General features: G+C 60.7%; 20 protein-coding genes. 12 read left to right on the top strand and 8 right to left on the bottom strand.

The features are described 5' to 3' along the window. Positions 1–4 precede the first annotated feature (4 nt). Entirely contained in the window at positions 5–1,942 is a 1,938-nt protein-coding gene (locus VRB54_RS01165) for an ATP-dependent DNA helicase RecQ (RefSeq protein ID WP_338479211.1), read from the bottom strand. A 234-nt stretch (positions 1,943–2,176) separates the two neighbouring features. Here VRB54_RS01165 and VRB54_RS01160 point away from each other — a divergent pair, with 234 nt between their 5' ends. The 3 genes from VRB54_RS01160 (at position 2,177) to VRB54_RS01150 (ending at position 3,709) form a co-directional block, all read left to right on the top strand. Then, a complete protein-coding gene (locus VRB54_RS01160; RefSeq protein WP_003236014.1) occupies positions 2,177–2,347 on the top strand; it encodes a YhfG family protein in 171 nt (56 codons plus the stop codon). Next, on the top strand, positions 2,347–2,946 hold the full coding sequence (locus VRB54_RS01155; protein WP_338479210.1) for a putative adenosine monophosphate-protein transferase Fic: 600 nt from the start codon (positions 2,347–2,349) through the stop codon (positions 2,944–2,946). Before VRB54_RS01160 ends, VRB54_RS01155 begins: the two co-directional genes overlap by 1 nt. 406 nt (positions 2,947–3,352) lie before the next feature. Beyond that, the gene (locus VRB54_RS01150) at positions 3,353–3,709 is read left to right on the top strand and encodes a DUF1493 family protein (RefSeq protein ID WP_338481033.1); all 357 of its coding nucleotides are present in this window, start codon (positions 3,353–3,355) and stop codon (positions 3,707–3,709) included. Between the two features lie 99 nt (positions 3,710–3,808). On the opposite strand, the gene VRB54_RS01145 is transcribed toward VRB54_RS01150, so the two are convergent. Beyond that, the gene (locus VRB54_RS01145; RefSeq protein ID WP_338479209.1) at positions 3,809–5,350 is read right to left on the bottom strand and encodes a phosphoenolpyruvate carboxykinase; all 1,542 of its coding nucleotides are present in this window, start codon (positions 5,348–5,350) and stop codon (positions 3,809–3,811) included. A 179-nt stretch (positions 5,351–5,529) separates the two neighbouring features. Next, positions 5,530–6,432, bottom strand: a complete 903-nt coding sequence (gene hslO / locus VRB54_RS01140) for an Hsp33 family molecular chaperone HslO (protein WP_338479208.1) — start codon at positions 6,430–6,432, stop codon at positions 5,530–5,532. A gap of 125 nt (positions 6,433–6,557) precedes the next feature. Between hslO and VRB54_RS01135 the strand changes: the two genes are divergently transcribed. After that, on the top strand, positions 6,558–7,361 hold the full coding sequence (locus VRB54_RS01135; RefSeq protein WP_338479207.1) for a phosphatase PAP2 family protein: 804 nt from the start codon (positions 6,558–6,560) through the stop codon (positions 7,359–7,361). A 125-nt stretch (positions 7,362–7,486) separates the two neighbouring features. Here VRB54_RS01135 and VRB54_RS01130 read toward each other — a convergent pair whose 3' ends face one another. After that, positions 7,487–7,894, bottom strand: a complete 408-nt coding sequence (locus VRB54_RS01130) for an RNA-binding S4 domain-containing protein (protein WP_003236026.1) — start codon at positions 7,892–7,894, stop codon at positions 7,487–7,489. Positions 7,895–8,010: 116 nt separating this feature from the next. On the opposite strand from VRB54_RS01130, the gene VRB54_RS01125 reads away from it, so the two are divergent. The 3 genes from VRB54_RS01125 to rimK are packed head-to-tail and all read left to right on the top strand — an operon-like array spanning position 8,011 to position 10,188. Continuing rightward, entirely contained in the window at positions 8,011–8,790 is a 780-nt protein-coding gene (locus tag VRB54_RS01125; protein ID WP_338479206.1) for an EAL domain-containing protein, read from the top strand. A 46-nt stretch (positions 8,791–8,836) separates the two neighbouring features. Beyond that, positions 8,837–9,286, top strand: a complete 450-nt coding sequence (locus VRB54_RS01120) for an ATP-dependent zinc protease (protein ID WP_373460634.1) — start codon at positions 8,837–8,839, stop codon at positions 9,284–9,286. Beyond that, positions 9,283–10,188, top strand: coding sequence for a 30S ribosomal protein S6--L-glutamate ligase (gene rimK, locus VRB54_RS01115; protein ID WP_338479205.1), 906 nt, complete (start codon positions 9,283–9,285; stop codon positions 10,186–10,188). The genes VRB54_RS01120 and rimK overlap by 4 nt, the downstream gene beginning before the upstream one ends. Before the next feature lie 141 nt (positions 10,189–10,329). On the opposite strand, the gene VRB54_RS01110 is transcribed toward rimK, so the two are convergent. Together VRB54_RS01110 and ompR are read right to left on the bottom strand one after the other, a co-directional pair. Next, the gene (locus VRB54_RS01110; protein WP_338479204.1) at positions 10,330–11,643 is read right to left on the bottom strand and encodes an ATP-binding protein; all 1,314 of its coding nucleotides are present in this window, start codon (positions 11,641–11,643) and stop codon (positions 10,330–10,332) included. A gap of 117 nt (positions 11,644–11,760) precedes the next feature. After that, entirely contained in the window at positions 11,761–12,501 is a 741-nt protein-coding gene (ompR, locus tag VRB54_RS01105) for a two-component system response regulator OmpR (RefSeq protein ID WP_015373500.1), read from the bottom strand. 355 nt (positions 12,502–12,856) lie between these two features. On the opposite strand from ompR, the gene VRB54_RS01100 reads away from it, so the two are divergent. From VRB54_RS01100 to tauC, 5 genes are all read left to right on the top strand, one after another. Then, positions 12,857–15,193: a Tex family protein gene (locus VRB54_RS01100; protein WP_338479203.1), complete on the top strand. Its 2,337-nt coding sequence runs from the start codon at positions 12,857–12,859 to the stop codon at positions 15,191–15,193. 291 nt (positions 15,194–15,484) lie between these two features. Continuing rightward, positions 15,485–17,068: a glutamate--cysteine ligase gene (gene gshA, locus VRB54_RS01095; protein WP_338479202.1), complete on the top strand. Its 1,584-nt coding sequence runs from the start codon at positions 15,485–15,487 to the stop codon at positions 17,066–17,068. Positions 17,069–17,250: 182 nt separating this feature from the next. After that, on the top strand, positions 17,251–18,228 hold the full coding sequence (tauA, locus tag VRB54_RS01090; protein ID WP_338479201.1) for a taurine ABC transporter substrate-binding protein: 978 nt from the start codon (positions 17,251–17,253) through the stop codon (positions 18,226–18,228). Between the two features lie 13 nt (positions 18,229–18,241). Further along, positions 18,242–19,021: a taurine ABC transporter ATP-binding subunit gene (tauB, locus tag VRB54_RS01085; RefSeq protein ID WP_338479200.1), complete on the top strand. Its 780-nt coding sequence runs from the start codon at positions 18,242–18,244 to the stop codon at positions 19,019–19,021. After that, entirely contained in the window at positions 19,018–19,854 is an 837-nt protein-coding gene (gene tauC / locus VRB54_RS01080) for a taurine ABC transporter permease TauC (protein WP_338479199.1), read from the top strand. Before tauB ends, tauC begins: the two co-directional genes overlap by 4 nt. Before the next feature lie 202 nt (positions 19,855–20,056). Here tauC and mgrA read toward each other — a convergent pair whose 3' ends face one another. Then, a complete protein-coding gene (gene mgrA, locus VRB54_RS01075) occupies positions 20,057–21,094 on the bottom strand; it encodes an L-glyceraldehyde 3-phosphate reductase (RefSeq protein WP_231422665.1) in 1,038 nt (345 codons plus the stop codon). A gap of 81 nt (positions 21,095–21,175) precedes the next feature. Further along, entirely contained in the window at positions 21,176–23,137 is a 1,962-nt protein-coding gene (gene betT / locus VRB54_RS01070; protein ID WP_338481032.1) for a choline transporter BetT, read from the bottom strand. Positions 23,138–23,156 lie beyond the last annotated feature (19 nt).

Raw genomic sequence — 23,156 nt, 5'->3', positions numbered from 1 at the left:
CTGTTTACAGGTCCTGCAAATGGGCATCGGCCCACTCGCGAACCTCTGCGTAGGGATAGTCCTCCAGCGCGGCAAACCCGGGAATGCTGCGCGCCTTCAACCTGGCGAACAACGGCACGCTGATTCCGCCGAGAAAACGCGTAAGCCGCTCGGGGCCCGGCAAATCGCCGATGTGTTCATGATGCCTGTGGATAAAATCACCGCACAGGCCCATGAAGTTTTTATCCACAAGTGCCGGCAGGCTAGGCGGAGGTGGCAAGTGCGCGATATGGCCGTGGCACACCGAGCAATGTCCACAACGTTGCGGCGCCTGGTCATCGCCAAAATACTGTGCCAGACGCTGCCCCAGGCAGTGTTCGGTGGCGAACAGATCTAGCATGGCGTGAATACGCGCGACTTCTGTCACCTCGTGGTGCTTGAAGCCTGTGTATAACTCGGTGCTCAATGCCTGCGGGTCGAAATCCGTATTCAGCAAACTGTAGACCTCGGTCATCTGCTTGCTCTCCAGCTCGATCAGCCCCTGCTCCTGAAAGTAATCCAGGGCCTTCACCACCCGGTTGCGCTCGGCGCCGTGCTGGTTATAAAGCGCATCGAAATCCACCGTCGCCCAGGTTTTGGCGCGCTTGCACACTTGGATGATTGCCGCGACAAACTGCTGCCGCTCGCCGGAAAAACGCGCCAGCAAGGCCTCGGGCTCAATCAGGTATTTGAAACGGTACTCGGCATAAAACGCATAGCGCGGCGCGATCACGCCCTTGAGTTCGAGTTGTACCAGCAAGGTCTTGAGCGGCAGCTCGCGGATATTGCTGTGGTCCGACAGCGAGCGCAGCAAAAACTCCCACTGCCCCTCGCTGCGTGACGCCTGCAACTCGTCCAGCACACGGCGGATGCCCTCCTGCTCTGGCGTGTCGCCGTACACGAAATTTTCCAGCACATTGAGGCTGTCACGGTTGGCCAGCACCAGGCAGTCCGATGGCTGCCCGTCACGTCCTGCGCGGCCGATTTCCTGGCTGTAGTTCTCGATGGACTTGGGCAGGTCAAAGTGCACCACGTTGCGGATATCACTCTTGTCGATACCCATGCCGAACGCGATGGTCGCGACGATGCAATTGGAGCGCCCGCCCATGAATCGTTGCTGGATGCCTTCGCGTTTATCGTGCGGCAACCCGGCGTGATACGCCTCGGCCTGGATGCCGTTGCGGTTCAAGTGCTCGGCGATCTGCTCAGCGGTTTTTTGCAGGGTGACGTAGACGATGCTCGGCTGGTTGGGCCGCTCGCTCATCCACTGCACCAGGCGCCGGCGCTTGTTCGCGCCGCTCACCGGCTCCACCAGCAGGTTGAGGTTGGGCCGATAGAAGCCTGTGGTGATCACATCGCCCGGTGCAATGGCGAACTTGGCCTGCATGTCGACAATCACCTTGGGCGTTGCTGTAGCCGTCAGCAGAAGGGCCTGCGGGATATTGAACTGGCGTTGGTAGTCCGGCAGCTTCAGGTAGTCTGGACGAAAGTTGTGGCCCCATTCGGAAATACAGTGGGCTTCGTCCACTACCAACAATGAAATCGGCACGCTTTGCAGGAAGTTACGAAAGCGCTCGTTCTTCAGGCGTTCCACGGAAATCATCAGGATCTTCAGCTCACCGGAGCGCGCCCGCGCCATCACCTCATTGGCGTCCTCGCGACTTTGCGCCGAATCAATGCTGCCAGCTGAAATCCCGTGGCGCTGCAGAAAGCCCAACTGATCCTGCATCAACGCCAGCAGTGGTGAAACCACCAGCGTCAGGTGCGGGAGCAGAACCGCCGACAGTTGATAGCACAGGGATTTACCAGACCCGGTAGGGAAAATTGCAGCCGCCGAGCGCCCGTCCAGCACGGCGCTGACCACTTCTTCCTGGCCCGAACGAAACTGTGAATAACCAAAGACCTGCTGGAGGGTGTCGTGCATAGGCTGTCACTCCATTGACCGCTGAGGGTGGCTTAAAAACGTAGCTCACCAGGGTCAGCGAATCGAGAAAGGTCGCATGGAAAAAAAGAGACAGGATGATACACAGCGTGGCGGAAAGCAGGACTATTCGCGCAAGCTTGTAGGAACAACTACCATATCTTGCCTATCCAAAGACTGCCTTCGCGCAGATGCATTGCGCTACAATCAAGCCTTGCGACCTAGGAGTACGCTGCAATGAGCGAACTGACGTTTGAGCAAAAACAGGATCATTACCACAAGATCCGCCGTTCCAATTACTTGGCCAGCCTGCGCCTGGAGGGGTTCGATACCCAGCCGGCCGACGTCGACAAACCGCTGCCCACTCGCGAAGCCGTCCTTGCCAAGTATCGCAATACTCCGCGCTGATGCTCGACAAATACGGGGTGGGCCAGGATCCTTACTGCTATCCCGGTAGCAGCGTCCTGCGCAACCGCCTCGATTTGCTCGATGAAGCACGCCTGCATGAAGCCGAGCGGGAACTGTCCGAAATCGCCATAGGCAACCTTCCCCTCTTCCCGCCGCCCTACGACCTTGATCGCCTGCAAAACATCCATCGCACTTTATTTGACGATATTTACGACTGGGCCGGTGAGCTGCGCAGCGTCAATATCCAGAAAGGCGACACGCTGTTCTGCACGCCCGAACGTATCCCCCCGGAAGCGGCGAAGATTATTCGGCATATGGAAGTGGCGAACTGGTTTGTCGGCGCCACGCAGGCTGAGCTGGTGAATCAAATCGCTGAAGTTTATGGCGACCTCAATGTCATCCACCCTTTTCGCGAAGGCAATGGCCGGGCTCAACGGATCCTGTTTGAACAAATCATCATAAATGCGGGGTTCTCGGTGAACTGGTGGCTGGTAAAAGACGCAGCGTGGATACCTGCCAATATCGACGCGGTGGCGTGTGATTACAGGGGGCTGGAAGCGATTTTCAAGCGCTGCATAAGCACACCTGCAAGGCCCTGATCGTTCCCATAGTTGAGCGGTTCTGGCGAAAGATCGACGACAAGCTGAAGATGCCGGCAGTCACTGTAGGAAAAGACCAAATACCGCGCAATCCGCTTCCCAAACTGCAAAAAACACCTGCTCCCCCTCTATTGGCCCCTCCACGTTCTGACCGAAACTAACGGCCTCTCAACTTTCTCGGTAAAGCCCGTGAACAACGAAAGGACTCAACACAACGGCTGTTACGGTTTCAAATTTACCGCGATTCGTCCTTCAAAGACGATCCGGCAACGCCAGGGCGGTTACTTTAATGACTGAATATATCTTCTGGATCAGTCTGACTCTCTTCCTGGTTCTGTCTGCCTTGCTCGCCCGAAACAGATACCGCCGACGACGTAATGCTCACCCACCTCTGCGAACCCCCACCATTAACCTGGCTCCCAACTTCCCCGAAGACCCCGACATGCAGCAACTCCTGCAACTGCTGCACGAAGAAATCGGACTGCCGCAACATAAAACCATTCGACTGCAAACCGCGATAAACCTCGACCTGGGCTGCGACGGCGGCGAAGCCAGGCAACTGATGGAGGCCCTGGAGCAGGATTTCGCCGTCGACCTGGGCGACTACGATGCCTACCGTTACTTCCAGCCGCCGGTTTTTGACGTCTTCCTCAAACACCGCGCCAAAGGCCGTGGTGAAAAGATCCCGCTGACCATCGGCATGCTCTACCTGGCCATCAAGACCCACAGCTGGGACACGCAGACGCTGGAAAACCTGAGTTAAGTGCACCATAGAGCCCCTGCCACACTGGATCCATATTGACCTGCGAGCGGGCACAAAAAAGCCGCCCAATGAGGGCGGCTTTTTCATAACGATCGAGTCTTACAACTTGGGACCCGCAGCCTTGATCGCATCACTCACTTCAAACTTCTTGAAGTTCTCGACAAACAACCCGGCCAGCGCCTTCGCCGCTTCGTCATAAGCAGCCTTGTCGGCCCAGGTATTACGCGGGTTCAGCAGCCCAGTCTCGACACCCGGCACCGCCAGCGGCACGTCCAGGTTGATGGTGTCCAGGTTCTCGGTCTCGGCACCGATCAACGCGCCGCTCTGGATGGCTGCGATCACGCCGCGTGTAGTCGGGATGTTGAAACGCTTGCCAACGCCGTAGCCACCGCCGGTCCAGCCGGTGTTGACCAGGTAGACCTTGGAGCCGAAGCCGCGGATGCGCTTGATCAGCAGCTCAGCGTATTCGCCGGCCGGGCGCGGGAAGAACGGTGCGCCGAAGCAGGTGGAGAAGGTCGACTTGATGCCGCCGCCGGAACCCATTTCGGTCGAGCCCACCAGAGCGGTGTAGCCGGACAGGAAGTGATAGGCCGCTTGTTCTTCGCTGAGGATCGACACGGGCGGCAGTACGCCGGTCAGGTCGCAGGTCAGGAAGATCACCGCGTTTGGCTCGCCGCCCAGGTTTTTCTCGGAACGCTTGGCAACGTGCTCCAGCGGGTAGGCGGCGCGGCTGTTCTGGGTCAGGCTGACGTTGGTGTAGTCGGCGTGCCCGGCATCGTCGATAACCACGTTTTCCAGCACGGCGCCGTGTTTGATGGCTTTCCAGATCACCGGCTCGTTCTTCTCGGAGAGGTCGATGCACTTGGCATAGCAACCGCCTTCGATGTTGAACACCACGCCTTCGCCCCAGCCGTGTTCGTCGTCACCGATCAGGTAACGGCTTTCGTCAGCGGACAGGGTGGTTTTACCGGTGCCCGACAGGCCGAAGAACAGCGTCACGTCGCCTGCTTCGCCAATGTTGGCAGCGCAGTGCATCGGCAGCACGTCGGAAGCCGGCAGCAGGAAGTTCTGCACCGAGAACATGGCTTTTTTCATTTCACCGGCGTAGCGCATGCCGGCGATCAGCACTTTTTTCTGTGCGAAATTGAGGATCACGCAACCGTCGGAGTTGGTGCCGTCACGCTCAGGCACGCACTCGAAGTTGGCCACGTTGAGCACTTGCCACTCTTCACGACCGGCCGGGTTGTACTGGGCCGGGTTGATGAACAGGCAACGGCCGAACAGGTTCTGCCAGGCCGTCTGGGTGGTCATTTTCACGGCCAGGTAGTGGTCTTCAGCGGCCCCTACGTGAACATGGGAAACGAAGTGCTCTTGCGCGTTGTTGAACGCCTCGACGCGAGCCCACAGGGCATCGAACTTGTCGGCCGGGAACTTGCGGTTGATCGGGCCCCAGGCGATGGCGTCCTGAGTGGAAGGCTCTTCAACGATGAAACGATCGACCGGCGAACGACCGGTACGGTGACCGGTTTCAACGACCAGTGCACCAGTATCGGCAAGCACGCCTTCACCGCGCTGCAGGGCTTCTTTAACCAGATCGTCAACACTCAGATCGGTGTATACGGCGTTGTTGGCTTGCGTCATGAGGTTCCCCGTCGGCCTATGGCCGAGTGCTCCAAACGTTTTGTAGTAGAAAGTTGCGCACTACTACCGCGAAAAAAGTGGGCCGGATTATGCCAGAAAAGCCCAAAAAGAGTAGGGCCCTCCCGTCAGAACAGCGCTATCTCGGCGTTTCTCAGGTGATTTACCTGTGCTTAAACGTTTTAGTGACGGGTGTCGGAAGGCGTGTCGATGCCTGCGCCGGCGAATAATTGAGCAACATCGGCCGCATCGAACAGGTAGCGCTGGTTGCAGAACTGGCAATCGATCTCGATATGGCCGCCGTGTTCGACTACCAGATTCTGTGCATCTTCCAGTCCCAGGCTGACCAGCGCGTTGCCGGAACGCTCGCGCGAGCAGCTGCAATGGAAGCGCAGGGTTTGCGGGTCGAACAGGCGCACAGCCTCTTCGTGGTAAAGGCGGTGCAGGATGGTCGGATTATCCAGGCCCAGCAGCTCTTCCGCCGTGAGGGTGCCGGCCAGGGCGGTGAGGTTGCGCCAGCTTTCGGCGCGGTCATCGTCGTCCTTGATGCGGTCCGCCGGCAGTTGTTGCAGCAGCAGGTCACGAGCGCGCTTGCCGTCGGCGTTGAGCCAGAACTTGGTGCCAACCTGCTGGGACATCACGAAATAGTTGGTGAAGCAGTCCGACAGAGTGTCGCCGTCAAGGTCGACAATGCCTTGATAGCGCTGGCCCACCGTGGGGTCGACCGTCAGCGCCAGCACGCCGTTGGGCATCAGGTCGCTCAACGTGGCGTCAGGGGCGATCAGGTCGGCGTCGTAGCGGGCCAGGCCACGGATGTCGCGCTCGCTGGAACACTCGATCATCAGCAAGGGAATCGGGCCTTCGGAGCGGGCCTGCAAAATCAGCAAACCATCGAACTTCATGGTGCCCACCAGCAGCGCCGCAGCCGCCATCAACTCACCGAGCAGTTGCGCGACCGGCTCCGGATAGGCGTGCTTGGCGAGGACTTCGGCATAGCTGCGCTCCAGCGAGACCAGTTCGCCGCGGGCGTCGTTCTCATCGAAGATGAAGCGTTGGGTGAAGTCGGTATCCGGTAGATCAGTCATAGGTCTGGGTATCTGAATTGATGACAAAATGATTACAACGTTTATAAAATTAAACGCTTTAGCACCATCTTGGTGCGGTTTTCTCCTGGAAACAGAGAACTTACTAGAGCGAAGAGGGACAGTTTATGAACAATCCGGGTTTGTTCCAAGCCAAGTGGAACCTCCGGCGATGGGCTCTTTGCAATCTACTCGCTATCGGACTGCTGTGTTTTTGGCTGTGGCCCACGGGCCAGATGCTGTGTGTGATTTTCGACGAGTGGCTGTTTCACCTGCTCAATGACCCACTGGCGACCAGCGCAACCTGGCTGCACGTGTGGGCCGTGGCCAGTCTGCGCCCCTTTGACGCGGTGGTTGGGGTAATTTTGCTGGCGCTGCTGGTTCGCGGCGAATGGGTGTTCAAGGCGGTGCAGGTACGCCAGGCGTTCTTTGGCTTTCTCGGCATCCTGCTGTTGCTGCTGTTTATCCGCATGCTGTTTTCCAAACTCGCCGCGCACATGGGCTGGCAGCACAGCAGCCCGTCAATGGTGATCGGCGGTGCCGTGCAGATGAGCGACTACTTCCCCGGTCTTGAGAAAACCTGGGAGCTGAAGGACCGTTCAAGCCAGAGTTTTCCGGGGGATCATGCTTCGGTGCTGCTGATCTGGGGCATGTTCATGACAGTGTTTGCCCGCAACTTCGGCCAGGTGCTGGTGATCTGGGGCCTGGCGCTGCTGTTCATGATGCCGCGCCTGGTAGCGGGCGCGCATTGGGGGCAGGACGACTATATCGGCGGCGTGCTGTTGGCGTTGCTGGCATTGGGGTGGGGGTATTACACGCCTTTTGCGGCGAAGGTTTCGGGGGCGTTGCTGCGCGTGACGGCGCCAATCTTCGAGTTGCTGGGTAAGCTGCCGGTGATCGGGCGATTGAGTGTCATACGACAAACCGCGTAACGCCGAGTCTGTAATGTGGGAGGGGCTTGCTCCCGATGAGAGATTGTCAGGGCATACAAAGGTGACTGATACACCGCAATCGGGAGCAAGCCCCCTCCCATATTTGAACCACGAGATCCGCGCAATCAGTCGTCATTGCCGCTGCCGCGAAACTTGAACAGATCACGACGCTGCTTCTTGCTCGGCTTGCCATCTGTGGTCAGGCCTGACGCCCCGGCCTTGCGCATGGCTGCAGCGTTTTCACGCTTGGCAATGCTGGCTTCAGTCTCGGCGTACAGTGCCTGCGCTTCGGGAGCGCCACGGCGCACGATGGAAAGCGCCTGCACCACGATGGTTTTTTCGTCAAACCCTGTACGAATCTGAAACTCGTCACCGACACGCGGTTCCTTGCCCGGCTTGCAGCGTTCGCCGCGATGGTGCACCTTGCCGCTCTCGATGGCAGCCTTGGCCAGGGCACGGGTTTTATAGAACCGCGCCGCCCACAGCCACTTGTCCAAACGGACCTTTTCTTCCTCTTCCTGCTTCTGAGCCACTTGAATTCCTCGCTCTGAAAAATGTCGCAACCTTACTGTCGAAACCCTTCGACGCATAAACCCCAAGGCTCACCTAAGATACGCCGGGTAGCACCCTGTTTTCGCGAGGATACGCTGTGACCGACTTCCCCACCTCACTCACCTCGCCCAACCAGCGTTGCGTGGGTTGCCAGCAAAGCGAGCCGCTGAGCTTTGACTTTGCCTTCGCCTACCAGCCTATCGTAGACCTGCGCGATCATTCCATTTTTGCCCACGAAGCGTTGGTGCGAGGCCCTCAAGGTGAAGGCGCCCTCTCGGTGCTGAACCAGGTTAATGACGGCAACCGCTACCGCTTCGACCAGCGCTGCCGCACCCAGGCCATCGCCCGCGCTGCAGCGTTGGACATGCAGAGCCATCTTTCAATCAACTTCATGCCCAACGCGGTGTATCGGCCGGAGCTGTGTATCCGCAGTACGCTGGAAGCGGCGCGAGCACACAATTTTCCGCTGAACCGGCTGATTTTCGAGACGCTGGAAAGCGAGTACGTCGATAACTATCGCCATTTGACCAATATTCTGCGTGAATACCGCGAATTCGGCTTCAAGACCGCCATCGACGATTTCGGCGCGGGCTATTCGGGGCTGAACCTGCTGGCCGATTTCCAACCTGACCTGATCAAACTCGACATGGCGCTGATCCGCGATATCGACAAGGACCGTGTCCGTCAGGTGATCGTCCGGGGGATTGTCACAATCTGTGAGCAGTTGGGGGTTACTGTCATCGCCGAGGGCATCGAAAGTGCCGGCGAGCGCGATTTCCTGTCCGACTGTGGAATATTTCTGATGCAGGGTTACTGGTTCGCCAGGCCCGCATTCAACGCCCTGGCCAAGGTTGCTCCTCACGCCTGGGCGAATTGACCGGTTACCTATATTGAAGACATTTGACCATTTGACCGTTGTGGGTCTGCGTGAATGGGTGGCCCTTCCCGATCTGGGGGTGGCGGGCCTGCGCGCGAAGATCGACACCGGGGCCAGTACCTCGAGCCTGCACGCCACCGATATCGAGCCGTTTGAGCGCGACGGTGCGCAGTGGGTACGCTTTACCGCGCACCTGGGCACCGTCGTGCAACTGCGTCATCGCCGCTGCGAGGCGCCGCTGGTGACCATGAAGACCATCAAGAGCTCCAACGGTCACGCGCAGGTGCGCTATGTGATCAGCACCACGCTGGCGCTGGGTGATCGGGTATGGCGGGTGGAGTTCACCCTGGCTTGCCGCAAGGCCATGCGTTACCGCCTGTTGCTGGGCTCCAAGGCGCTGATTGACGGCCAATTGGTGGTCAGTCCCGGCGTCAAGTACGTTCAAGACAAGCCGGTGTTCCCGGTCTCTACTATTTCTGCCCCAGGTGCTGCATGAAGATTGCTGTGCTGTCGCGAAACCCGCGTCTGTATTCCACCCGCCGCCTGGTTGAGGCCGGTACCGAACGTGGCCACGATATGGTGGTGATCGACACGTTGCGTGCCTATATGAACATTGCCAGCCACAAGCCGCAGATCCACTACCGGGGCAAGCCCTTGGAGGGGTTTGACGCAGTGATCCCGCGCATCGGCGCATCGGTGACCTTCTACGGCTGCGCGGTGCTGCGCCAGTTTGAAATGATGGGGGTGTTCCCCCTCAATGAGTCCGTGGCCATTGCCCGCTCGCGAGACAAGTTACGCTCGCTGCAACTGCTATCACGCCGTGGCATCGGCCTGCCGGTCACCGGCTTTGCCCACTCACCCGACGACATCCCGGACCTGATCGAAATGGTCAACGGTGCACCGCTGGTGATCAAGGTGCTGGAGGGCACCCAGGGTATCGGCGTGGTGCTGTGTGAAACCGCGACTGCCGCCGAGTCGGTGATCGAGGCGTTCATGGGCCTCAAGCAGAACATCATGGTGCAGGAGTACATCAAGGAAGCCGGCGGCGCAGATATTCGCTGCTTCGTGGTGGGTGACAAGGTGATTGCCGCGATGAAGCGCCAGGCCAAGCCGGGCGAATTCCGCTCCAATCTGCACCGTGGCGGCAGCGCCAGTCTGATCAAGATCACCCCGGAAGAACGCATGACCGCATTGCGCGCAGCCAAGGTGATGGGCTTGGCCGTGGCGGGTGTGGATATCCTGCGCTCCAACCATGGCCCGCTGGTGATGGAAGTGAACTCATCGCCAGGCCTGGAGGGGATCGAGACCACCACAGGCAAGGATGTGGCGGGGATCATCATTCAGCACCTGGAAAAGAATGGTGGCCCGAACATGACCAGGACCAAGGGCAAGGGCTGAACCCCGGTCCTCCTCTGACACACCATAAAACCAAATGTGGGAGGGGCTTGCTCCCGATAGCAGAGTGTCAGTCAAACATTTTTGACTGAGACATCGCTATCGGGAGCAAGCCCCTCCCACATTTTCAATCAGTGTTGTTGGTTAGACCGCATCTCGGGGCAGCATCAAACCAAGCGGCAAGCGCACCCGCGCTTCCAGCCCACCGTCCGCACGGTTGCGCAGTTCAACATTGCCGCCATGCATCGACGCAATCCGCCGCACAATCGCCAGTCCGAGGCCCGTGCCCTTGCCGCCACGGGCACGGTCGCCACGGGTGAACGGGTTGAAAATGCCTTCCAATTCGGCGGGATCTATACCGGCTCCGCGGTCCATCACGCTCAGCACCACATAGGGTGCCGTGCTATCCCCGGACACATAGGCCGCCACTTCCACATCGGAACCGGCATGGTGCAAGGCGTTGCCGATCAGGTTGTTCAGCAAGCGCTTCATCGAGACCCTGCGCAAAGCAAACGGTTGGATCGGCTCCAGGCGCATGCGCACCTGTTCGCCGTTCTGGTTGTAGGGCGCGACCACTTCACGCACCAGGTCGGTCAGGTCGACTTCTTCAACCAGCTCATCACGACCGTCGCGGATAAACGCCAGAAACTGATCCAGAATCGCATCCATGTCCTCGATGTCGCGAACCATGTCGTCCGTCAGGTCGCTGTGGTTGCCCATCAATTCCAGCGACAGCCGCAAGCGCGTCAGCGGCGTGCGCAGGTCATGGGACACCCCCGCCAGCATCAGCTCGCGCTCGCGCCCGGCCTGTTCGACGTCTTCCGCCATCTGGTTGAACGCACCGTACACCTCGGTCATTTCGCTGGGTGTGTCACTCACCGGTAGTCGCACGCTGCGTCCCTGGCCGAGTTGGCGGGCGGCGAATACCAGGCGCTTGAGCGGCTGGTTGAGCTGACGCACAAAAATCCATGCGGAGGCGGTGGAGAGCAAACCGATCGCCAGGAACCAGCCAAGCACGTTCCAGATCTTCTGCCCGCGTAACGGGTGCGGATACAGCGGTACTTTCAGCCAGTCTTCACCCAGACTCGGCGCACGCACCCACAAGGCAGGCGACACATGCATGCGCAAGCGCACCTCCGTGTCTTCACCGAGCTCGGCCTGCATCTGGCGCTGATAGATTTCACTGTAGGGCCAATGCTGCTCGCCCTCCGGCACGCCCGCACCGGCAACACGCACCAGCGTGGCGGCCTTGGCGATCTTCTCGCGGTTTTCGGGGTCGGCCGCCCAATAGGCACGCAGCGTCAGCGCGACGCCGTGGCTGTATTGCCGGTCCACCAGCACGTCCTCGTTCATCAGCAGATAAACCAGTGTGAGTGCCTTGGAAAACAGAACGACGATCAACACCAGCCAAAGGGTGCGCGAGAAGAAACTCTGTGGGAACCACAATGGGGTTTTCATAAGAGACAGCTGGACACCTGGCAGGAAAAAGCAGCGCTCGCAGAATTGCAGACGCTGAGCACCCCGTCGACCCTCAAGGGGTCAAACGCCGGGATACCCATGCCCGCAAATCATCGGTCACTTGGTCGCTGTGCCATCCGGCACAAACACGTAACCCACACCCCAGACTGTCTGGATATAGCGAGGCTTGGACGGGTCCGGCTCGATCATCCGGCGCAGACGGGATATCTGCACGTCGATGGAGCGCTCCAGCGCGTCCCATTCCCGGCCACGGGCCAGGTTCATCAGCTTGTCGCGGGTCAGCGGCTGGCGCGCGTTCATCACCAGGGCCTTGAGTACCGCGAACTCACCGGTGGTGAGCATGTGTACTTCGTCGCCTCGCTTGAGCTCACGGGTCGCCAGCGACAGTTCGTAGTCGCCAAAGGTGACGCTTTCGTCTTCGCTGCCCGGAGCGCCCGGCACCGGCGGGGCCTGACGCCGCAGTACAGCCTTGACCCGGGCCATCAGTTCGTCAGGGTTGAACGGCTTGGCCAGGTAATCATCGGCGCCCAGTTCCAGGCCCTTGATGCGACTCAGCTCGTCGCCCTTGGCGGTGAGCATGATGATTGGAATCTGGTTGTTCGCGCCACGCAGGCGTTTGCAGGCGGTGAGGCCGTCTTCGCCGGGCAGCATCAGGTCAAGTACGACCAGGTTGAATACTTCGCGCCCCAGCAGACGGTCCATCTGCTCGGTGTTCGGCACCGCGCGGGCACGGTAACCCTTGGAGTTGAAGAAGCGCTCCAGCAGGCTGCTCAGCCCTGGATCGTCGTCAACGATGAGAATTTTTTCGCCTTCAGCAGTTTGTGCAGTGCTGCTCATTGGATGCTCCTCTTATCTCGGCGCGCATTATGGCCTAGCTGCCGTTATACGCACCGTGTGCATTGTTAGCAGATTTTTCCTCGACCACCAGCAGACCCGCGTCCTACAACCACGGGCGCAGTACCCCTCAAGGACAGAACGCTGGTTATAATGCGGCGCCGTCTTGCAGGGCAACGTCAGATCGTTTCCGTTTACTGCCGGCTTTTTTTACCCGCTTGACGCGACTTTTTCGATTTCGAGGGTCAATTGGCTGCCTCTTGACCCAGGCAGCGGTGCCGGTCGGGCCGCTCAACCAGTCTTTCCGGGCCTTGTTTTGCGGGCCCGCGAGCTGCTTTTCAGAATTTCAGGTGGTTTTATGGACAGCATCAACAGCCGCATCGCCGAAGAACTCGGCGTACGCCCCCAACAGGTCGAAGCGGCCGTCGCTCTACTGGATGAAGGCTCCACGGTGCCTTTCATCGCCCGCTACCGTAAGGAAGTGACCGGCAGCCTCGACGATATCCAGCTAAGGCACCTGGAAGAACGCCTGCGCTACCTGCGAGAACTCGACGAACGGCGCATCAGCATCCTCGCCAGCATCGAGGAACAGGGCAAGCTCACCCCGCAGCTCGAACGCGATATCAAGCTCGCCGACACCAAGACCCGCCTCGAAGACCTCTACCTGCCTTACAAGCAAAAGCGCCGCACCAAGGGCCAGATCGCCCTGGAAGCCGGCCTCGGCGAGCTGGCCGATGGCCTGTTCAACGATCCGTCGCTGAGCCCGGAAACCGAAGCAGCACGCTTCATCGATGCCGACAAAGGCGTCGCCGACGTCAAGTCCGCCCTCGAAGGCGCCAAGTACATCCTCATGGAGCGCTTCGCCGAAAACGCCAACCTGCTGGAAAAACTGCGCTACTACCTCAAGCAGGAAGCCGTACTCAGCGCCCGCGTCATCGCCGGCAAAGAGGAAGAAGGCGCCAAGTTCCGCGATTACTTCGAGCACGACGAACCGCTCAAGAGCATGCCGTCCCACCGTGCGCTGGCGATTTTCCGTGGCCGCAACGAAGGAATTCTCAGCTCGGCGCTCAAAGTCGGCGACGAGTTGCCGGGCACCATGCACCCGTGCGAAGGCATGATCGGGCAACAATTCGGCATCCAGAACCAGAACCGTGCTGCGGACAAGTGGCTCGGTGAAGTGGTGCGCTGGACCTGGAAGGTCAAGCTCTACACCCACCTGGAAACCGACCTGCTGGGCGAACTGCGTGACGGCGCCGAAACCGAAGCGATCAACGTGTTCGCCCACAACCTGCACGACCTGCTGCTGGCCGCCCCCGCCGGCCCGCGCGCCACCCTGGGCCTGGACCCCGGCCTGCGCACCGGTTGCAAGGTCGCGGTGGTCGACGCCACCGGCAAGCTGCTGGACCACGCCACCGTGTACCCCCACGTTCCGCATAACAAGTGGGACCAGACCCTCGCAATCCTGGCCGCCCTGTGCGCCAAGCACTCGGTGGACCTGATCGCCATCGGCAACGGCACCGCCAGCCGTGAGACCGACAAGCTGGCCGCCGAACTGATCAAAAAATACCCAGCGATGAAGATGACCAAGGTCATGGTCTCCGAGGCCGGCGCTTCGGTGTACTCGGCGTCGGAACTGGCGTCCAGGGAGTTCCCTGACCTCGACGTGTCGATCCGTGGCGCCGTATCTATCGCCCGCCGCCTGCAGGATCCGCTGGCCGAGCTGGTAAAAATCGACCCCAAATCCATCGGTGTCGGCCAGTACCAGCACGACGTGTCGCAGCTGAAACTGGCGCGTGGCCTGGATGCGGTGGTCGAAGACTGCGTGAACAAGGTCGGCGTGGATGTGAACACTGCCTCGGTCGCACTGTTGGCGCGTATCTCCGGCCTGAACAACACCCTGGCACAAAATATCGTGACTCACCGTGACGAAAACGGTGCGTTCAAGACCCGCGCCGCGCTGAAAAAAGTCGCACGCCTGGGTGAAAAAACCTTCGAACAGGCCGCCGGCTTCCTGCGCGTCATGAATGGCGACAACCCGCTGGATTCGTCCGCCGTCCACCCGGAAGCCTACCCACTGGTGCAACGCATCGCCGCCGAAACCGATCGCGACATTCGCTCGCTGATTGGCGACGCTGCGTTCCTCAAGCGCCTGGACCCGAAGAAATACACCGACGAAACCTTCGGCGTGCCGACCATCACCGACATCCTGCAAGAGCTGGAAAAACCGGGCCGCGACCCGCGTCCCGAGTTCAAGACCGCCGAGTTCCAGGACGGCGTCGAAGACCTCAAGGACCTGCAACCGGGCATGATCCTCGAAGGCGTGGTGACCAACGTGACCAACTTCGGCGCGTTCGTGGACATTGGCGTGCATCAGGACGGCCTGGTGCATATCTCCGCGCTGTCGGAGAAATTCATCAAGGACCCGCGTGAAGCGGTCAAAGCCGGTGACGTGGTCAAGGTCAAGGTCATGGAAGTCGATATACCGCGCAAACGCGTGGGCCTGTCGATGCGCATGAGCGATACCCCCGGCGAGAAAGTCGACGGTGCCCGTGGCGCACGCCCGGGTTCGGCACCGCGTCAGTCGCAGAACCGCTCGGAAAACAGCCAACCGCGCAAGGAAACCGCGACGGCAGCGCCAGCCAACAACGCCATGGCCTCGTTGTTCGCCAACGCCAAGCAGTTGAAAAAGCGCTGAGGGTCAAATCAACGTCTTGCATGTAACTGCATGCAAGACGTGTCGTAAAAGCGCAGGGCACCTTCGCTGCCCTATAGCTCGCCACCCTCGATTTGAGTTAATTTCGGCGCTGCAATCACAGCGTCGGAATTTTCTTGATGCGCTGTAGCCCAATTCATGGAGTGAGGGAGGCTTTTTCAATGCGGGTCATCTCGACTCAAAACCAGGCGATAACGCCAGTTTCCACTTCACCCTTGTAGACCGTCCTGCCCACCCCCATATTGGGGCGACTGACGCGTGAAGGAATCCAACTTGAGCGAACTTCTCAACCGCCGCCTGGCCCTGCTCGGCAAGCGCGAACACCTCTCCCTGCTGGAGCAATGCTTGCACGGCATCGAGCGGGAATGCCTGCGCGTCACCGGTGAGGGTCGCCTGGCGCAAACGCCGCACCCCGAAGCCATGGGCGCTGCACTGACCAACGAATTGATCACCACCGACTACTCGGAATCGCTGCTGGAGTTCATCACCCCGGCCCTGCCCAACCCGGCCGATACCCTGAGCAGCCTGGACAGGATCCACCGCTTTGCCTACACCAAGCTCGGCAGTGAATACCTGTGGAGCCCGTCGATGCCTTGCCCGTTGCCGGCCGAGGAAGACATCCCGATTGCCTACTACGGCACCTCCAACATCGGACAGCTCAAGTATGTGTACCGCAAGGGCCTGGCCCTGCGTTACGGCAAGACCATGCAGTGCATCGCCGGTATCCACTACAACTTTTCCCTGCCGGAACAGCTGTGGCCGCTGCTCAAGGATACCGAAGGCTTTGTCGGCACCGAGCGTGACTATCAGTCCACAGCCTACATCGCGCTGATCCGCAATTTCCGCCGCTACAGCTGGCTGCTGATGTACCTGTTCGGTGCCTCGCCGGCCCTGGACGCCGGGTTTCTGCGCGGGCGCTCGCACCAGCTCGAAGTGCTGGACGCCGACACGCTGTACCTGCCCTATGCCACCAGCCTGCGCATGAGCGACCTGGGTTACCAGAGCAACGCCCAGGCCGGTCTCACGCCGTGCTACAACGACCTGAGCAGCTACACCGACAGCCTGCGCGAAGCGGTGGCAACGCCCTACCCGCCGTACGTCGAAGTCGGCACGCACAAGGACGGTGAGTGGGTGCAGCTCAACACCAACATCCTGCAGATCGAAAACGAGTACTACTCCAACATCCGCCCCAAGCGCGTGACCTACACCGGCGAGCGGCCGATCCAGGCGCTGGTGGCCCGTGGCATCCAGTACATCGAAGTACGCTGCCTGGACATCAACCCGTTCCTGCCGATGGGCATCGACCTGCCGCAATCGCGCTTTCTCGACGCGTTCCTGCTGTATTGCGCACTCAACGACAGCCCGCTGTTCGCCAACAACGAATGCGGCAACGCCACCTCCAACTTCCTCAGCGTGGTCAAGGAGGGTCGTCGTCCGGGCCTGGAGTTGCAGCGCGACGGCGCGGCGGTGGACATGAAGCAATGGGCCACCGAGCTGCTGGAACAGATCGCGCCGCTGGCCGCCCTGCTCGACGAGAGCCACGGCATCAGCGAACACAGCCAGGCACTGGATGCCCAGTTGGCGAAAATCCAGGACCCGTCGCTGACGCCGTCGGCTCAGGTGCTGGCAGCGATGGCCGAGCGCAAAGAGAGCTTTGCGCAGTTCTCCCTGCACCAGAGCCAGTTGCATGCCGAGTATTTCCGCAAGGAGCCATTGGCAGCTGACGAACAGGCGCGCTTTGAAGAACTGGCGCGCAAGTCGCTGGCGCAACAGGCGGAGCTGGAACAAACCGAAGTGGGCGACTTCGATGTGTTTGTCGGGTCGTACCAGGCGAGCATTCTGGCCATCAGCAACTGAACGAAGACTAGCCTCGTTCCAAATGTGGGAGGGGGCTTGCTCCCACATTTGCTGTCACAGGCCTCAAAATCGGCCGCAACCTCTCATAAGCTAATTCGAAAAAGTTATTTATTTCCGAATTCTTAGATCCTTTAGTCTCCTCACACGCCGACTCTCGGCCGCCTGATTGAGGAGCTTCCCCCTTGAAACTGCTGACCCCTCTGCGTCTGTTGGCCGCATTGTCCCTGGCCGGTGCCAGCCTGTTTGCCCAGGCGGCGGACGTGACCATCGCCTACCAGACCACCGTTGACCCGGCCAAAGTCGCCCAGGCCGACGGCGCCTATGAAAAAGCCACCCACGCCCACATCGACTGGCGCAAATTCGACAACGGCGCCGACATCATCGCCGCCATCGCCTCCGGTGACGTGCAGATTGGCTACCTCGGTTCCAGCCCGCTGACCGCTGCGATCACGCGCAAGGTGCCGGTGGAAACGTTCCTCGTCGCCACCCGCATCGGCGCCGCCGAAGCCCTGGTGGCGCGCGACGGTTCCGGGATCAACGGCCCGCAGGACCTGATCGGCAAGAAAATCGCCGTGCCCTTCGTCTCTACCGGCCACTACAGCCTGCTGGCCGCGCTCAAGCACTGGAACATCGACCCGTCCAACGTGACCATCCTCAACCTCGCGCCACCAGCCATCATCGCCGCCTGGAAACGCGGCGATATCGACGCCACCTATGTGTGGGACCCGGCACTGGGCGTGGCCAAGGAAAACGGCAAGGTGCTGATCACCTCCGGCGAACTGGCCCAGTTCGGCGCGCCGACTTTCGATGCCTGGATCGTGCGCAAGGATTTTGCCGAGAAGCATCCGGACATCGTCACGGCGTTCGCCAAGGTCACCCTGGATGCCTATGCCGCCTATCGCAAGGATCCGCAAGCTTGGCTGGCCGACGCGAGCAACGTCGCGAAGCTGGTGAAGCTCTCCGGCGCCAAGGCCAGTGACATTCCATTGCTGCTGCAAGGCAACGTCTACCCGCTGGCCGCAGACCAGGTGACCCTGTTGGGCGCGCCGACCACTCAGGCGATCACCGACACCGCTGCGTTCCTCAAGGAACAGGGCAAGGTCGACGCCGTGCTGCCGGACTACGCGCCTTATGTCAGCGCCAGGTTCATCACTCAATAAGGAATTCAGTGCGATGACCTTGCTCAAGCTGGAGCGCATCAGCGCACAGTACCCCGGCGCTGCGGAGCCGGTGCTGGCGGATATTTCTCTGACGCTTGGGCCAGGGCAATTGCTGGTCGCCCTCGGCCCGTCAGGCAGTGGCAAGACCTCGCTGCTGAACCTGATTGCCGGCTTTGTCGAGCCGTCCGCCGGGCGTATCACCCTCGATGGCGTGCCGGTTAAAGGCCCGAGTGCCGAGCGTGGCGTGGTGTTCCAAGACGACGCCCTGCTGCCCTGGCAAGACGTGCTGGCCAATGTGGGGTTCGGCCTGGAACTGGCTGGCCAGCCCAAGGCGCAACGTGAAGTGCGCGCCCGGGAAATGCTCGCGCTGGTGGACCTGGCTGGTTTCGATAACCGGCGTGTCTGGCAGCTCTCCGGTGGCCAGAAGCAACGCGTCGGCCTGGCCCGCGCCCTGGCCGCCGACCCACGCGTGCTGCTGATGGATGAGCCATTCGGCGCCCTCGATGCCTTCACCCGCGAGCAGATGCAAGAGCTGTTGCTGCAAGTCTGGCAGCGCACGGCCAAGCCGGTTTTCTTGATTACCCATGACATCGAAGAAGCCGTGTTCCTCGCCACGGACCTCATCCTGCTGGCGCCGAACCCCGGCCAGGTCGTCGAGCACCTGCACCTGGATTTCGGCCAGCGCTACGCCACCGGTGAGTCGGCGCGCGCCATCAAGTCCGACCCGCGTTTTATCGAAACCCGCGAACACGTGCTGGGCAAAGTCTTTTCGCAACGACAGGTGAGCGCATGAGCAGCTATGAACTTCCCGCCAGCGCCGCCAAGCCGGTGGCGCACGCCGCTGGCGCGACACGCCGTAGCCTGAGCACCCGCTGGATCAGCCTGCTGACCTTGTTCGTGTTGCTGACGACATGGTGGGCCGTGACCGCCACCGGTTCGATCGAGCCATTGTTCCTGCCGCCGCCGTCGGCCGTGCTGCAAAAAGGCTGGCTGCTGGCGACCACTGGCTATATGGATTCAACCCTCTGGCAGCACTTGGGCGCGAGCCTCAGCCGGATCGGCCTGGGGCTGGCTTTCGCGGTGCTGACCGCCGTGCCGGTGGGTATTGCCATCGGTGCCAACCGCATCGCCCAGGGCGTTCTCGACCCGCTGATCGAGTTCTACCGACCGATTCCACCGCTGGCCTACCTGCCGCTAATCGTGATCTGGTGCGGCATTGGCGAGCTATCCAAGGTGCTGCTGATTTACCTCGCAATCTTTGCACCCATCGCCATCGCCACCGCGACCGGCGTGCGCACCGTCGACCCGACCAGGCTGCGCGCGGCGCAGTCGCTGGGCGCCAGTCGCGCGCAGCTGATTCGCCATGTGGTCCTGCCGAGCGCCCTGCCCGATATCCTCACCGGCGTGCGCATCGGCCTGGGCGTGGGCTGGTCGACCCTGGTGGCCGCCGAACTGATCGCGGCCACCAGCGGCCTGGGCTTCATGGTGCAGTCGGCGGCGCAGTTTCTGGTCACCGACGTGGTGGTGCTGGGCATCCTGGTGATCGCCGTGATCGCCTTCGCCATGGAAATGGGCCTGCGCGCCCTGCAGCGCAAACTGGTGCCGTGGCATGGTCAGTCACGCTGAATGCACGAGCCATTTTCAGGCAACCACATCCCTGTGGCGAGCGGGCTTGCCCCGCGTCGGGCTGCGAAGCAGCCCCAAAACCACGCTCCGCGCAGTATCAGGTACACCGCGTTTTCCTTGATGGGGGGCGCTTCGCACCCCAACGCGGGGCAAGCCCGCTCGCCACAGTAAGCCCGCTTGCCACAATAAGCGCGCTCGCTACTTATTCAGCGCTGGAGGGCTTTTCCCACAGGTTGATCCCGCCTTCCTGCGCAAACCGATCAATCTGCGCCAGTTCCTCTGCGCTGAAGCTCAGATTTTTCAACGCTCCAACGTTCTCAATGATCTGCTCCGGCCGGCTTGCGCCGATCAGTGCGCTGGTCACCCGTGGGTCACGCAACGTCCAGGCCAATGCCAGTTGGGCCAGGCTCTGGCCGCGTCGCTGGGCGATTTCGTTGAGGGCGCGCACGTGGGCGAGGTTGGCTTCGGACAGGTGCCCGGCCTGCAGCGAACCACCGCCAGGGCGGTTGACGCGTGCGTCGGCCGGCACGCCGTTGAGGTACTTGTCGGTGAGCAGGCCCTGGGCCAGTGGTGTGAATGCAATCACGCCGACGCCGAGTTCTTCGGTGGCGTCGAGCAGGTCTTTCTCCACCCAGCGATTGAGCAGGTTGTAGGCCGGCTGGTGAATCAGCAATGGCACTTTCCATTCTTTGAGCAGCGCTGCCATTTCACGGGTTTTTACCCCGGAGTACGACGAAATACCAATGTACAACGCCTTGCCCTGCTGCACAGCAGTGGCCAGGGCGCTGGCGGTTTCTTCCAGCGGCGTGTCGGCATCGAACCGGTGGGAGTAGAAAATATCCACGTAGTCGAGCCCCATGCGCTGCAGGCTCTGATCGAGGCTGGCCAGCACGTATTTGCGCGAGCCACCGCCCTGGCCGTATGGGCCGGGCCACATGTCCCAACCGGCCTTGCTGGAGATGATCAACTCGTCGCGGTAGTGCTTGAAGTCTTCGCGCAGCAGACGGCCGAAGTTGATCTCGGCACTGCCATAGGGCGGGCCGTAGTTGTTGGCCAGGTCGAAGTGGTTGATCCCCAGGTCGAACGCGGTGCGCAGCAGGGCGCGCTGGGTGTCGATCGGGGTGCTGTCGCCAAAGTTGTGCCACAGCCCCAGGGACAGGGCCGGCAGCACCAGGCCACTGCGGCCTGTGCGGCGATACGGGATAGATTCATAGCGGTTTTCGGCAGCAATGTACGTCATCGAATCCTCTCTGGGCTGTTGGGTGTGCCTTCCCTTTTACAGCAATTTTCGCCCAGAGAGGACGCCTGATGTCGTGGAGCCTCAGCGCACCAGATGCAGGAACTGCAAATGCCGTTCGTACTGATCGAGGATGTCGTTGATGATCTGCTCCTTGGTGTAGCCCACCAGGTCGTAGTCCTGGCTGCCCTCGCTCAAGTGCACTTCCGCCCGGTAGTAGCGACGGTTGTTGATCTCTTTGGAGCCCATGCCGCCACGGGCGAACGACGGCGTGAAGTAACCGCGCATCTGCACCTGATAGATGAACGGATGTTCCTCGCCATGGCCGATCTCGAGGCTGACGCTGTCGTTGGCCGGGTCCGGCTGGGTGACCACCGAAAGGCCCTTCTCGACAAACACCGCCGTCACTTCTTCAATCGCCGGGCGCACCGTCGACTCGAGGAAGCGGTATACCTCGTCCCGCGACGGGAAGTGCACCGCCTGGCTCAAGCGCTGACGCCACCCGCCTTTGCCCTTGCGCGAAGCCGACACCGGCGCCAGCGAATGCAACTGCGCGATCTGCTTTTGCGATTCCAGGTGGAACGCCTTGTGCAGCCCCCACATCATCAACAACAGGATCATCGAGAACGGCAACGAGGTGAGTACCACCGCCGATTTCAGCGAATCGATGCTGCCGGCAAACAACAAGGCACTGGTGACCAGCGCGGTCATCGCGCCCCAGAACACCCGCAGCCACTTCGGCCCGTCTTCATCGGCGTTGCCGCCTTTGGACGACAGCGTCGATAGCACCACAGTGCCGGAGTCGGCAGAGGTGACGAAGAACACGAAGCTGATAAACACCGTGACGGCGATCACCGTCTTGCTCCACGGATAGGTTTCCAGCAGCAGGTACAGGCTCATCGACGGGTCATCGATGGCCGACTGGCCGAGTGCGGCCATGCCGTGGTTGAGCACCTGATCGATGGCACTGTTGCCGAAGATCGACATCCACGCCAGGGTAAAGCCCAGCGGGATCAGCAGCACACCGAACACGAATTCGCGGATGGTGCGGCCACGGGAAATCCGTGCGATGAACAAGCCCACGAACGGCGACCACGCGATCCACCAGGCCCAGTAGAACACCGTCCAACCGCCCAGCCAGTCGCTGGGTTTGTCGTAGGCGTACACATCGAAGCTCTTGGTTGGCAAGGCGCCAAGGTAGTCGCCGATGTTCTGGATCAGGGTGTTGAGCAAATGCTGGGTGGGACCGGCGAACAACACGAACAGCAGCAGCGCACAGGCCAGCAGCATGTTGATGTCGGACATCACCCGCACACCCTTGTCGACGCCGGTCACGGCCACAAGAATCGCCGCGCCCATCATCAAGGTGATCAGGCCGACCTGAATCCACTGCGTATGCGCAATGCCGAACAGGTAGTCCAGCCCGGAGTTGAGGTGCAGCACACCAAAGCCCATGTCGGCTCCCAGGCCGAACACCGTGGCGATGATGCCGAAGCCGTCCACTGCGTAGCCGATGGGGCCGTTGATGCGCTTGCCGATCAGCGGGTACAGCGCCGAACGCAACGCCAGCGGCAGGTTATGCCGGTAGGCGAAGTACGCCAGGGCCATGCCGACAAAAGCGAACACGCCCCAACCATGCAGGCCCCAGTGCAGAAACAGAATCTGCATGGCCTGGCGCGCTGCATCGGCGTTCAACGGCGCGCCCTGGGGCGGTTGCACCAGGTGCGTCAGCGGCTCGGACACGCAAAAGAAGAACAGCGTGATGCTGATGCCGGCGGCGAACAGCATGCCGGCCCAGGACAGGTAACTGAATTCGGGCTCGTCGTGGTCGGCACCGAGTTTTATCTTGCCGTAGCCCGATAGCGCGGTGACCACCACGAAGACCAGATACAGGGTCATCGCCAGCATGTAGTACCAGCCGACCGTATTGGCCGCCCAGTTTTGCGCAGCCAGCAGCCAGGCACCGGCCTGTTGCGGGATCGCGATGACGGTGATGCCAAACAGCAGAATGAAGGTTGCGGCAAAGTAGAAAACGGGCGCATTCATGCGCACCAGGCCGCTGGAA

It is taken from the genome of Pseudomonas trivialis (genome assembly GCF_036864995.1).
In the GTDB taxonomy this organism is placed as follows: Bacteria; Pseudomonadota; Gammaproteobacteria; order Pseudomonadales; family Pseudomonadaceae; genus Aquipseudomonas; species Aquipseudomonas trivialis.
The sequence above is the reverse complement of the archived record's forward strand: the minus strand, read 5'-3'. Positions and strand labels throughout refer to the sequence as shown.

What these genes read in the sequence shown, in the direction of transcription:
- tauB (WP_338479200.1), top strand. Translation starts at nt 18,242, where the DNA reads ATGACCTTGCTCAAGCTGGAGCGCATCAGCGCACAGTACCCCGGCGCT.
- VRB54_RS01100 (WP_338479203.1), top strand. Translation starts at nt 12,857, where the DNA reads ATGGACAGCATCAACAGCCGCATCGCCGAAGAACTCGGCGTACGCCCC.
- VRB54_RS01145 (WP_338479209.1), bottom strand. Translation starts at nt 5,350, where the DNA reads ATGACGCAAGCCAACAACGCCGTATACACCGATCTGAGTGTTGACGAT.
- betT (WP_338481032.1), bottom strand. Translation starts at nt 23,137, where the DNA reads ATGAATGCGCCCGTTTTCTACTTTGCCGCAACCTTCATTCTGCTGTTT.
- VRB54_RS01155 (WP_338479210.1), top strand. Translation starts at nt 2,347, where the DNA reads ATGCTCGACAAATACGGGGTGGGCCAGGATCCTTACTGCTATCCCGGT.
- rimK (WP_338479205.1), top strand. Translation starts at nt 9,283, where the DNA reads ATGAAGATTGCTGTGCTGTCGCGAAACCCGCGTCTGTATTCCACCCGC.
- ompR (WP_015373500.1), bottom strand. Translation starts at nt 12,501, where the DNA reads ATGAGCAGCACTGCACAAACTGCTGAAGGCGAAAAAATTCTCATCGTT.
- VRB54_RS01110 (WP_338479204.1), bottom strand. Translation starts at nt 11,643, where the DNA reads ATGAAAACCCCATTGTGGTTCCCACAGAGTTTCTTCTCGCGCACCCTT.
- VRB54_RS01135 (WP_338479207.1), top strand. Translation starts at nt 6,558, where the DNA reads ATGAACAATCCGGGTTTGTTCCAAGCCAAGTGGAACCTCCGGCGATGG.
- VRB54_RS01160 (WP_003236014.1), top strand. Translation starts at nt 2,177, where the DNA reads ATGAGCGAACTGACGTTTGAGCAAAAACAGGATCATTACCACAAGATC.
- hslO (WP_338479208.1), bottom strand. Translation starts at nt 6,432, where the DNA reads ATGACTGATCTACCGGATACCGACTTCACCCAACGCTTCATCTTCGAT.
- tauC (WP_338479199.1), top strand. Translation starts at nt 19,018, where the DNA reads ATGAGCAGCTATGAACTTCCCGCCAGCGCCGCCAAGCCGGTGGCGCAC.
- VRB54_RS01165 (WP_338479211.1), bottom strand. Translation starts at nt 1,942, where the DNA reads ATGCACGACACCCTCCAGCAGGTCTTTGGTTATTCACAGTTTCGTTCG.
- mgrA (WP_231422665.1), bottom strand. Translation starts at nt 21,094, where the DNA reads ATGACGTACATTGCTGCCGAAAACCGCTATGAATCTATCCCGTATCGC.